Origin of the sequence: Tenacibaculum soleae, from assembly GCF_030549005.1 — a bacterium.
Classification (GTDB): Bacteria; Bacteroidota; Bacteroidia; order Flavobacteriales; family Flavobacteriaceae; genus Polaribacter; species Polaribacter soleae.
The window spans coordinates 149036-161951 of the sequence record NZ_JAUOSW010000001.1 but is presented as its reverse complement, the minus strand read 5'-3'; the positions used below and the strand labels follow the sequence as shown (position 1 = coordinate 161951).

Here is a 12916-nt window from a genome sequence, read left to right as displayed (position 1 = left end):
CGATAAATGTATCTTTGTGTCTTTAAAACTCATAAAAATGACCAAAAATTTAGTAGCAGAATTACGTTGGCGTGGAATGGTTCACGACATGATGCCAGGAACAGAAGAGCAATTACAAAAAGAAATGACGGCAGCATATATTGGTTTTGATCCAACATCTGATTCATTGCATATAGGAAGTTTGGTGCCAATTATATTGCTTGTACACCTTGAAAAAGCAGGACATAAACCTGTTGCTTTAGTTGGTGGAGCTACTGGAATGATTGGTGATCCGTCAGGAAAATCAGACGAACGTAATTTATTAAATGAAGAAGCTTTAGCTAAAAATGTTGATGGAATTAAGCGAACTTTAGCACGTTTTTTAAATTTTGATAATGGTACTGAAAACTCTCCAATTTTAGTTAACAATTACGATTGGATGAAAAATTTTTCATTTATCGAATTTGCGCGTGATGTTGGTAAACGTATTACAGTAAATTATATGATGGCGAAAGATTCTGTAAAGAAACGAATTTCTGGTGATTCTAATAACGGAATGAGTTTTACCGAATTTACGTACCAGTTAATTCAAGGATACGATTTTTATCATTTGTATAAAAACCATAACTGTTTGTTACAAATGGGAGGTTCAGATCAGTGGGGAAATATTACTACTGGTACCGAGTTAGTGCGTAGAATGAATGTTGGTGAAGAAGCAAAGGCATACGCAATGACCTGTCCGTTAATTACCAAAGCAGATGGTTCTAAATTTGGAAAATCAGAAGGAGGAAATGTGTGGTTAGATGCCGATAAAACATCTGTATATAAATTTTACCAATTTTGGTTAAACACTTCAGATGAGGATGCTGAAAAGTATATTAAAATATTTACCTTTTTAGATGAAGCTACTATAAATTCATTAATTGAGACACATAAGGAAGCACCACATCAAAGAGCATTGCAAAGAAAATTAGCTGAAGAAGTTACTACTTTTGTACACTCAAAAGAAGCATTAGACAAAGCAATTGCAGCTTCTAATATTTTATTCGGAAAATCTACATCGGAAGATTTAAAGAGTTTAGACGAGCAAACATTTTTAGATGTTTTTGATGGCGTACCGCAAGCGGAAGTTTTAAAAGCAGATATTTCAGAAGGTTTATCAATGATTGATGCATTGTCAGGTAAAACTAGTTTTTTAAAATCTAACGGAGATGCAAAAAGAGCTTTAAAAGAAAATGCGGTATCGGTAAATAAAGAAAAAGTAAAAGAAGACTTTACAATTACAGCAAAAGATTTAATTGCTGATAAATATGTGTTATTACAACGCGGAAAAAAGAGTTATTTTTTATTAAAAGTAGCGTAATTAAGAAGCTATTTTAATATCAAAAGTTAAAGGGCATCGCTTACAGTTGATGCCTTTTTTTTGGTACTTATTGCAGCATTTATTTTTAGGTTTTATACAGTTAGCAGTGCAAATAGAAGTGCATACGGCTTCTTGTTGCATTGAAACAACAGGAAGAGCTTTTTTATTTTGAGTATAAAATACAATCATAACTTATGTAATTCGGTGCAAATATACTGCTTTATTTAGAATAAATTAAAATAGTATTTTCTTAAGTTTTAGTTGAGTAAAAAAAATACTTAAACTATCTTTGTACTAAGTATTTTTAAACATAAGTTTTGTTACAAAAACTAAGTATATATTTTTTCATCTTATTGTACATGGTCGCTATGTTACGACCTATAGCTCCCTTTGTAGAGTATGCAATAAACTACGACTATATATCAAAAGTGTTATGTATAAATAAAGATAAACCAGCACTTCAGTGTAATGGTAAATGTCAATTAATGCAAAAAATACAACAACAACAAGATGATGACTTTAGATCTTTACGAATTGTTGCTGAAGATTACCCAATTGGTTTTGTAGAGTTGCTTAGTTTAAAAGATAAAAAACAAAAGAAACATATAAACCAGACTCATTTTTTTTACAAACAAACCTATTCTTATTTGTTTGTATCTGCTACATTTCATCCACCAAATACTTTTCATTTATAACGGTTGGCTTAATTTATACTTGTGTTTATAATATGAGTATAACATGCTATTTATTAAATAGAATTTCGATCAATTTATCTATTATTCTGTTTGTTTCCTAATGTTAAATTTTAAGCAAATGTTTAAAATTTAATTAAGAAAAAATACAGTACAAAAAACTGAACTAATTTTAGTTTTTAGATAAAGCAGTTTGATCAAATAAAAAATAGTTGACAAACATAAAACAGTTTGTCAACACTAAAAACGTATAAAATGAAAAAAACAATCACTTTATTGGCAATTACTATTGCCTTTACTTTCGCGTCTTGTAGCGATAATACTCCTTTGGCTTTAGAAGGAAAAAATAATATTTCAATAGAATTTGATAACTCATTTAAAGGAGATGATTTAATTTTAGGAAACACTTCATACACTAATGGTAATAACGAAAACTTAACCATAAGCGCTTTTGATTATATCGTAAGTAATTTTGTTTTAGTTACTGAAAGTGGTGAAGAGGTTATATACCCTAAAGAAAAGGGGTATTTTATTATTAGCGAAGGTGGTGGTGATAAAGTTAAAAATGTAAAAGTAATGTTAGAAGATGTTCCTGCTGGGATGTATACTCAACTAAAATTTGGTATTGGCGTAGATCAAGAAAGATATATTCAAGGACAAGCAGCACAAGAAAATTTTTGGACTAAAGCTGAAGACTACAGCTTAACTTGGAGCTGGCAAGCTGGTTATAAATTTGTGGTTTTAGAAGGTGGTTTTGAATCAGCTACACAAATTGAAGAGAAAAATTTTATGTTACATATTGCAAGCAGAGGTACCACGGTAGATTTGTATAAAGAGGTAACACTTTCGATGGAAACAGCATTGGTTAGCAATGATAAATCGCCACAAATTCATATACAAGTTGATGCAAGTAAAATGCTTGACGGCGCTAATAAAGTTAAACTTTCTGAAGGAGAAACGATAATGGGCGGAGAAAAAGCAGGGTTAGTTGCCGAAAATAACAAGGAAATGTTTTCGGTACACCATGTGCATAATGGTAGTGATTCTCATCACTAAACTTACATTAAACCTTAGAAGTTTTTTAAATTTCTAAGGTTTATTTCAATTACTTAAAACATTTATATAGATGAAAAAGTATATACTATTAATAATAGGTATGTGTGTTTTTGTTGGTTGTAATAATGATGAAGGAGTTTACGAAAAAGTACCAATAACATTCGTAAAACCGAGTAACTTTCCCGAAGTAACGTATACTTTAAATAATAATCCGCTTACCGAAAAAGGTGTCGAATTAGGTAAAAAGCTATTTTATGAAGGTAAGTTGTCATCCGACGGAGTCGTTGCTTGTGCATTTTGTCATCAACAAAAATTTGCATTTACACATCATGGGCATCAGTTTAGCCATGGAGTAGACGATAGAAAGGGAACACGTAACGCGCCACCAGTACAAAATATGGCATTTCAAAAACAGTTTTCTTGGGATGGAGCAGCCTTTCATTTAGATTTATTTTCAATTATTCCGATAACAAATCCAGATGAAATGGGCGAAACCGTAACCAATATTTTAGAAAAATTACGAAAAGACGAAATGTATGAAAAATTATACAATCAAGCTTTTGATGACGGTCAAATAAATACAGAAAATACTTTTAAAGCCTTGTCGCAATTTATGGTAACGATGGTTTCATCAAACTCTAAATACGATAAGTATGTTAGACACGAGTCTGGTGGTAATTTTACAATTGAAGAAAAAGAAGGCTTGGACTTATTTAAAAGTAAATGTGCCACTTGTCATAAAACAGCATTATTTACCGATGATGCTTTTAGAAATAATGGACTGCCTATAAATCCAGCAATTAATGATTTAGGCAGAATGCGAGTTACACTTGTAGAAGACGATAAGTATAAATTTAAAGTACCAAGTTTAAGAAACATTGCTTTAACGGCACCTTATATGCACGACGGTCGTTTTGGATCGTTAGCATCAGTACTTAATTTTTATGCAAACGGAGTACAAGAAACTCAAAATTTAGATCCCATATTAAAACATGCTAATGGAAATTTAGGAATTTCAATAGCAACAGATGAAAAAAACAAAATTATAGCATTTTTAAACACATTAACCGATGATGAATTTATTGAAGATAAAAGATTTGCTGACTAAAAAAACACATACATTTCTTTTTTGCATGTTAACAATAGTCATGTATTCTAGAAATCCTTTTCCTGCCGATTACCGTCTTTTTTTAGAAGATTGCGACGCCTGTGGTTGTAGTAATAATGGCGGAAGTTTAGGAATGGGAGGTGTTGTTGATAATAATTTTGTAGGAGTGAGATATTTATATCAAAAATATGAATCGAGAGATGGAATTTTTAATAATTCACCAATAATAAACGAAACATTTAATACGCTTCAAGTATGGTCGCGTATTCCTCTTGCAAAAAAAATAGCGCTACAGGTTTTTATTCCTTTTCATTTTCATAATAGAAATTATGTAGATAAAATAAATGAAATAAATGGACTTGGAGATATAACAGTGCTTTCTAATTATACGATTTTAAATAAAAAAAATGGCGCGTATAATGAAGCAACAGATAAGGTTTCCTCTTCAAATCACTTATTAAAAATTGGTGTAGGAGTAAAGTTGCCAACAGGTAACTATGATGCAGCAATAAACAATAGTATCAATCCTAGCTTTCAACTAGGTACCGGAAGTGTAGATTATATAGCAAACATGCAATATGTTTACAAATACAATAAATTCGGCATAACAAACTACTTAAATTACTATTACAAAACAACCAATAAAAAAGAGTACAGATTCGGAAATCAGTTTAATTTTAATAGTACTTTTTTTTATGTTTTTAAAGATAATAAAAATCATGCTTTTGTGCCTTCTTTAGGTGTGTCAGGAGAGTTTTATGCACATAACAAAAACTTTAATATTCAGGTGATAAATACAAACGGACACGCGTTGTTTACAAACATAGGGGTTGAGTATAATACTGAAAAAATGACATTTGGTGGGTTAGCAATGTATCCAATCAACCAAAATTTAGCGCAAGGAACTATTGAGGTAAAATATAGAACAAGTTTGTATATCAATTACAATTTTTAACATGATGAAAAAATTAAAAATAATTTTATTAATAGGACTTTTAATACCTATTTATAAAGGGTTTACTCAGGTTAAATACAAAGGTAAAATAAGTGATAAGGATAATAATCCAATTGTAGGAGCTGCTATTATTTCAACAGTAAATAAAAACAAAGGAGTTGCTACCGATTTTGAAGGTAATTTTATAATTAAATTACAAAAATCAACAGTACAGATAACAAGTGTCGGTTATAAAACAAAAACGATTAAACTTATTAGCGATTTTAATAAAATTACATTAGAAGAAGACGAACATAGCTTAGATGAAGTTATTGTTTCTGCAAGTAGAGAGTCGCAAAAAAGAACAGAGGTTCCTGGGGCTATTGGTATTGTTACTTCAAAAGATATTGATGAGACGAAAGCCTTTGGAGTTGATCAATTAGTAAATCAGGTTCCAGGAGTATATATGAGTTCATCAATGGCAGCAAGTAACGAACAACATATGATGGCCATTCGTACACCAATCGCAACCAAAGCATTATTCTTGTATTTAGAAGATGGTTTGCCAATTAGACCTGTGGCAGTATTTAATCATAATGCGCTTTTAGAAATGAATAGCACATCCTTTGGTAGAGTTGAGGTTTTAAAAGGACCAGCATCGAGTATTTATGGTAGTGAAGCAATTGGGGGTAGTATAAATTTTATTACTGAAAATCCAAGAAAAGAATTTGGAGGGTCATTTGGTATAGAGGGAAACTCATTAGGATTGCAAAAGATTGAAGCAGAGGTTTCAACAACTGCATTAGATAAATATGGTTTTTATGTAGGGGTACATAAAGTGCGTCGTGTAAATGGATTAATTGAACATTCAGATTATGAGAAATTTGCAATTACTTTTAAGAATGTAAATGATTTTAGTGAATCTTTACGATGGACAAATACGGTGTCCTTTATAGATTTTCGATCTGATATGGGGTCAAGTTCTTTATCAGAAGAAAATTATTTAGCAGGTAAATATGAAAGCAATCATACATTCGCAGAAAGAGAAGCAAGATCACTACGCTTTCGATCTACATTAGATAAAATTTGGAATGATAATAATAAAACATCATTCAATTTCATTTATCGTGATAATGAAATGAATCAAATTCCGTCATACAGAATATCTACAAGAAGTGAATTTGGTGAAATTAATTCCAATAAATTTAAAAGTGTTGTAGGTTTAATTCAACATAAAATAGATTTTAACTTTGCTGATGCATCATTAATTATAGGGGGAACAGTAGATTATTCGCCACAAGAATATTATGCGAAACAAATTAGAGTTACGTACGATGCTACCACCAAAAAATTTATTGATTATGACGTGACAAACAATTATAAAATGTTTTACGATGCAGATATATTAAACTATGCGAGTTATGCACAATTTGAAATATCACCTATTAATAATCTAAAATTTACTGCTGCCATTCGCTACGATGGTTTTAGTTATGATTATGATAATAAAGATGAGGGGGCTTCTGGAGTTGAAGACCAAAAAGTTACTTACAATAATTTTGCGCCAAAAATTGGGTTAAACTATAATTTTAATAAAAGGTCAGGTATATATGCTAATTATTCAAAAGGATTTACACCACCTCAAATAGGTTCATTATTTAGAAATAGTGGTTTAAATGGTGATTTGTATGAATTAAAACCAGCGAAATTTAATAATTTTGAGGTTGGAGCTTATGCAACCTTAAATTCAAATGTTAAGTTAGATCTTGCTATTTATCGTTTAGATGGTAAAAACCGTTTTGTTACAACTTCTGACGATGCAGGGAATTATTTATCTCAAAATGCAGGAGAAACACGTTCGCAAGGAGTTGAGTTAGGGTTTAATTGGAAAATAACTGATAATTTAGAATTTGATTATAATGGTAGTTATGCAAGCCATAAATACATAACTTTTACTGAGGCAGCTAAAGATAGAAAAACAGGAAACTATTTTACTATAGATCGTTCTAATACCGCAATGCCAATCGCACCAAAATATATTGCTTCAACATCTTTAAAATACAAGCCCATAACGAACTTATTGTTAACCTTACAGCACGAGCAATTAGGTAAATATAATTCAAGTTTTGAAGGAGCTGCTATAGTAAATGGTCAATCAGGGCAAACTACAGTATATGATGGTCATCATCTTATTAATTTAAAGGCAAGTTATACTTATAGGAATTTTGAAATTTGGGCACAAGGTTTAAATCTATTTGATAAATTATATTCAACAAGGGCTTCATATCGCTATGGTTCGGTTAAATATAGTGTAGGAGCACCTGTTTCTTTTTATGGAGGGGTTAAATACAATTTTTAATAATTAATTTATTCTATTATTCTTAATGATACAAAATGATAAGTATTATTAGGAATTCAATCTCAAACAATGAAAAAAGATAAAAAATTAAATCAATGGTTTTGGAAATGGCATTTTATTGCAGGAATCATTTCATTACCTTTTGTATTAGTGCTTTCTATAACGGGAGCAATTTATTTATTTAAACCAGATGTAGAAAAAGAAGCAATAGCTACTATTCAAAATATAGAAAGTACTCAGGCTATAACGGTTTCTTATGAAAAGCAATATGAAAATGCAAAGGAGTATTTAAAAAAGAAACCAAATACATTAATTCTAAATAATGAGGTTACAAAAGGTAATGAATTTATTTCAGGAAGATTTGGTGGTAAAAAAAGTGTTTTTGTAAATAAATATACGGGTAAAGTTTCTGGAAGTTTCAGTGCTAAAAAGACTTGGATGTATACTGTTCGAAAACTTCATGGAGAATTATTAGGAGGTAAAGTTGGAACAAAAATCGTAGAACTAACTGCTAGTTGGATGGTTGTTTTAATTTTAACAGGACTGTATATTTGGTGGCCTTTTTCTAAAGGAATAAAGGGAGCTTTTGTTATTCGATTTAAAGAAGGAAGAAGAACCTTGTATAGAGATTTGCATGCTGTAACTGGTTTTTGGATATCTATTTTATTATTAGTTATTTTAGCTGGAGGTTTTCCTTGGACAGATGCTTTTGGAAGCAACTTTAAATGGGTGCAGAAAGTAACCAATACAGGGTATCCTAAAACATGGAGCGGACGAGGGTTAACATCTACATTAAAAGAAAAAAGAATTACAATTGAAGAGATGGTTGCAATAGCCAAGCAACAAAACTTACCAGGTGTAATTAGTTTAGGATTTCCAAAGTCAGCAAAAAGTACCTTTAGTGTTTCTAATAAAACCTTTCCTTTAGCTGCTCAAAAAATGTTGCATTTTGATCAGTATTCAGGTAAATTAGTTAAAGAACATACTTGGAGTGATGTTGGTTTTTTAATGAGAGGACGCATGTGGGTTATGGCATTTCATCAAGGAGAGTTTGGAGCTTGGAATTGGTGGTTAATGTTTGGCATAGCAATTGCTTTAACCGCCATGAGTTTGGCAGCTATAATATCTTATATTTATAGAAAGCAAAAAGGAAGTTGGGGGGTACCAAAGGTGTCTACTAAATTTAAATTAACTAAAAGTAATATAGTATTGATTATAGGACTTTCAATTGTGTTTCCTATGTTTGGTTTTAGTGTAGTTTTGATCTTTTTATATGAGAAACTCCGTGCTTTAAAATTTAGTAATTAAGATAAAATCCATATAATTTAAGAGAAAAGATTGTAAGTTTACTGCTTCAAAAAGACTAACGATAAGTATAAATAAATAAAAATACATAATTATGAAAAAATCAGTAGTATCAATCTTTATATTTACAATTGCACTTGTATTTACAAATAAGGCAGTTGCACAAAGTTTTGCTGGATTAGATAAAAGCCCAATGGATGCAGCAGCATATCCAAGTAGCTATAGAGTTTCAGATAAATTAGTGAAAGTAGTTTATAGTCGCCCACAATTAAAAGGGAGAAAAGTTTCTAAATTGGCACCAAATGAAAAAGTTTGGAGAACAGGTGCTAATGAGGCAGCTGAAATTACTTTTTACAAGGATGTTAATTTTGGAGGGAAAGATGTAAAAGCAGGAACATATACGTTATTCACAATTCCAGGAGACAAAGAATGGACAGTGATTTTAAGTACTGCTAAAAATGTTTGGGGATCTTATTTTTATAATGAAACCGAAGATGTTGCTAGAGTAGCAGGTAAAGTTTCTAAATCAAAAAAATCAATTGAAGCCTTTTCAGTCGTTTTTGACGGAGAAGATAATAATGCAAACATGTATTTTGGTTGGGGAAAAACAATTGTATCAGTACCTGTAAAGGGATAAAAAATAAATTCTTTTGAGAAGCAAAAAATATACTTTTATTAAAAAGTGCAAACATTTCTTTGCACTTTTTTTTATGCCTTTATTTAAAAAAGGGATCCGCTTTATTGTTCCACACAATAACCGTAAATTTGCAGCTTCTTAAAAGAAATACAATGCAATATAATCATCAAGAGATAGAAAAGAAATGGCAACAGTTTTGGGCAGATAACCAAACATTTAAAGCCAGTAATGAATCTGAAAAACCTAAATATTATGTGTTAGATATGTTTCCTTATCCATCAGGAGCAGGACTACATGTAGGGCATCCATTAGGCTATATTGCATCAGATATTTACGCGCGTTATAAGCGTCATAAAGGCTTTAATGTATTGCATCCGCAGGGATATGATTCTTTTGGTTTACCAGCAGAACAATATGCTATTCAAACAGGACAGCACCCAGCAAAAACCACCGAAGAAAACATTGCCACTTATAGAAGACAATTAGATACCATCGGTTTTTCTTTCGATTGGTCTCGTGAAGTTCGTACGTCAAGCCCAGAGTATTACAAATGGACACAGTGGATTTTTACACAATTATTTAACTCTTGGTATAATAAAGATACTGATAAGGCAGAAGATGTTGAAACCTTAATTGCTGTTTTTGAAACAGCAGGAAACGAAACAGTTAATGCTGTTTCTGATGAAGATATTACTATTTTTTCTGCGGATGAATGGAAAGCATTTTCAACCAAAGAACAAGAAGCAATCTTATTACAATACCGTTTAACCTACTTATCAGATACCGAAGTAAACTGGTGCCCAGAATTAGGAACAGTATTGGCAAATGATGAAATTATAAACGGAGTTTCAGAACGTGGAGGTCATCCAGTTATTCGTAAAAAAATGACCCAATGGTCTATGCGAATTTCGGCATACGCACAACGTTTGTTAGACGGGCTACAAAACATCGATTGGCCACAACCTTTAAAAGATAGCCAAACCAATTGGATTGGAAGAAGTCAAGGAGCCATGGTAACTTTTAAGGTAGCTCCTTTAGAAGTTTCAGATACAGGTGCAAAACTGTCATTTAAAGAGTTAGAGGCGGTTAAAGAAATGCGTTTAAATCTTTCGAAGGCAGAAGAAGTACTTTGGAATGAATTAAAAAATAAAAAAGGCGCTGCTAAATTCAGAAAAAAATATACTATCGGTTCTTATTTAGTAGACTATGTATGTTTAGCAAAAAATATTATTGTAGAATTTTCTGGTAAGGAAGATGAAGCAAAAAGAGATGCTTACTTTACAAGTGAAGGGTTTCACGTAGTGCGTTTTACAAACGAAGAAGTATTAGAAAATGTTTTAGGCGCAGTATCTAAAATTAATGATACAATTCAATTTGCAAAACCAATTGAAAAATCAACTGTTGAAGTTGAAGAAACGATAGTAGAAAACGATTATAAAATTGACGTTTTTACTACTAGACCTGATACTATTTATGGTGTGTCATTTATGACCTTAGCACCAGAACATGAGTTGGTAGCAAAAATTACATCTGAAGGGCAGAGAAAAGCGGTTTACGATTATATTAAAGCTACTGCAAAACGTTCTGAAAGAGAACGAATGGCTGACGTAAAAACGATTTCAGGTGTTTTTACTGGTGCGTATGCTCTACATCCGTTTACGGGAAAAAAAGTACCAATTTGGATTGGAGATTATGTGTTAGCAAGCTACGGGACAGGTGCTGTTATGGCGGTTCCTTGTGGAGATCAACGTGATTATGATTTTGCAAAAAAATTCGAATTAGAGATTCCTAATATTTTTGAAGATGTAGATATTTCTGAAGCTGCGCATGCAGATAAAGAAGGAACTAAAATTGCAAATTCTGATTTCTTAAACGGTTTATCGTACAAAAAAGCGATGAAATTAGCGATTTACGAAATGGAACAAAAAGGTTTTGGTTTTGGAAAAATAAACTATCGTTTACGTGATGCTGTATTTAGCCGTCAGCGTTATTGGGGAGAACCTTTTCCTGTTTTTTATAAAGATGGAATGCCACAAATGATTGAAGCAAAACACTTGCCAATCGTTTTACCAGAAGTAGAAAAGTATTTACCAACCGAAGATGGAAAACCACCGTTAGGAAATGCTGAAGTTTGGGCTTGGAATACTGAAACATCTCAAGTTGTTAGTAATGATGAGATAAACGGAGTTACTGTTTTTCCTCTTGAACTAAACACAATGCCAGGTTGGGCAGGTAGTTCATGGTATTTTAACCGTTACATGGATTCAACCAATGAAGGAGAGTTTGTAAGTAAAGAAGCTGGTGATTACTGGAAGCAAGTAGACTTATATATTGGTGGTTCAGAACATGCAACAGGACATTTATTATATGCTCGTTTTTGGCAAAAATTCTTGTTCGATAAAGGTGCTTTGCCAGTTGATGAATTTGCTAAAAAACTAATCAACCAAGGAATGATTTTAGGAACTTCAGCTTTTGTATATGAAGCATTATTTGAAGGGAAAACTAAAAATATTTACTTATCATCTGATTATTTTCAAGGAGAGAATCAAATAACTGAAAAAGATACTGAATTATGGACAAGAAGAAATAAACAATTAGTAGCCTCAGGTCTTACCTCAGAAAATGAAAAATCATTAACTTTTAGACCAATTCATATTAATGTAAGCACGCTTGAAGGAGATATAACTGTTGATATTGACAAACTAAAAGAATGGAGAGACGACTTTAAAACGGCAAACTTTGTTTTTGGTAGAGACAAACAATTTGTATGTTATAGAGAGGTTGAAAAAATGTCGAAATCAAAATACAATGTTGTTAATCCAGATTTAATTTGTGAAGAGTTTGGTGCAGATGCTTTGCGTTTATTTGAAATGTTTTTAGGGCCTTTAGAACAAACAAAACCTTGGAAAACCTCTGGGATTTCGGGAGTATATTCATTCTTAAAAAAGCTTTGGAAATTATATATTGGAGAAGAAGGCGTTATTGTAACGGAAGAAGAACCAACTAAAGACGAATTAAAAGTATTACATAAAACAATTAAAAAAGTAGCAGAAGATATTGAGAATTTCTCTTTTAACACTTCGGTCTCTACTTTTATGATTGCAGTAAATGAGTTAACAGCTTTAAAATGTAATAAGCGTGCAATTTTAGAACCTTTATTAGTGTTAATTTCACCTTATGCACCACATATTGCTGAAGAACTATGGAGTCAGTTAGGTCATATAACATCTATTTCTACAGTTGATTTTCCTAAATTTGAAGCCTCTCACTTAATAGAAAGTTCTAAAACATATCCAGTTTCTTTTAACGGAAAAATGCGTTTTACGTTAGACTTGTCTTTAGATTTAAGTAAAGATGAAATTGAAAAAATAGTAATGTCAGAAGAAAGAACTCAAGCACAATTACAAGGACGTGAGCCTAAGAAAATAATTATAGTGCCTGGTAAAATTATTAATATTGTAGGATAAAAATAAAGATAAGTAT

General features: G+C 31.5%; 9 protein-coding genes. All 9 read left to right on the top strand.

The window, feature by feature from the left end; translation table 11 throughout:
* The first annotated feature begins 37 nt into the window (after positions 1 to 37).
* The 9 genes from tyrS (at position 38) to Q4586_RS00650 (ending at position 12900) form a co-directional block, all read left to right on the top strand.
* Complete coding sequence (tyrS, locus tag Q4586_RS00690; RefSeq protein WP_068701652.1) at positions 38 to 1342, top strand: tyrosine--tRNA ligase; 1305 nt, start codon at positions 38 to 40, stop codon at positions 1340 to 1342.
* Positions 1343 to 1710: 368 nt separating this feature from the next.
* Positions 1711 to 2037 (top strand): hypothetical protein, encoded by a 327-nt coding sequence (locus Q4586_RS00685; RefSeq protein WP_084442997.1) that lies wholly within the window; start codon positions 1711 to 1713, stop codon positions 2035 to 2037.
* A 252-nt stretch (positions 2038 to 2289) separates the two neighbouring features.
* Entirely contained in the window at positions 2290 to 3090 is an 801-nt protein-coding gene (locus Q4586_RS00680) for an MbnP family protein (protein ID WP_303525412.1), read from the top strand.
* Between the two features lie 70 nt (positions 3091 to 3160).
* Positions 3161 to 4198, top strand: coding sequence for a cytochrome-c peroxidase (locus Q4586_RS00675; protein WP_303525409.1), 1038 nt, complete (start codon positions 3161 to 3163; stop codon positions 4196 to 4198).
* Between the two features lie 25 nt (positions 4199 to 4223).
* Positions 4224 to 5153, top strand: a complete 930-nt coding sequence (locus tag Q4586_RS00670) for a transporter family protein (protein ID WP_303525406.1) — start codon at positions 4224 to 4226, stop codon at positions 5151 to 5153.
* Position 5154: 1 nt separating this feature from the next.
* Positions 5155 to 7491, top strand: a complete 2337-nt coding sequence (locus Q4586_RS00665; protein WP_303525403.1) for a TonB-dependent receptor — start codon at positions 5155 to 5157, stop codon at positions 7489 to 7491.
* Between the two features lie 69 nt (positions 7492 to 7560).
* Positions 7561 to 8799 (top strand): PepSY-associated TM helix domain-containing protein, encoded by a 1239-nt coding sequence (locus tag Q4586_RS00660; RefSeq protein ID WP_303525400.1) that lies wholly within the window; start codon positions 7561 to 7563, stop codon positions 8797 to 8799.
* Between the two features lie 91 nt (positions 8800 to 8890).
* Positions 8891 to 9433 (top strand): DUF2911 domain-containing protein, encoded by a 543-nt coding sequence (locus tag Q4586_RS00655; RefSeq protein ID WP_068701639.1) that lies wholly within the window; start codon positions 8891 to 8893, stop codon positions 9431 to 9433.
* A gap of 152 nt (positions 9434 to 9585) precedes the next feature.
* A complete protein-coding gene (locus Q4586_RS00650; RefSeq protein WP_303525395.1) occupies positions 9586 to 12900 on the top strand; it encodes a leucine--tRNA ligase in 3315 nt (1104 codons plus the stop codon).
* Positions 12901 to 12916: the final 16 nt, after the last annotated feature.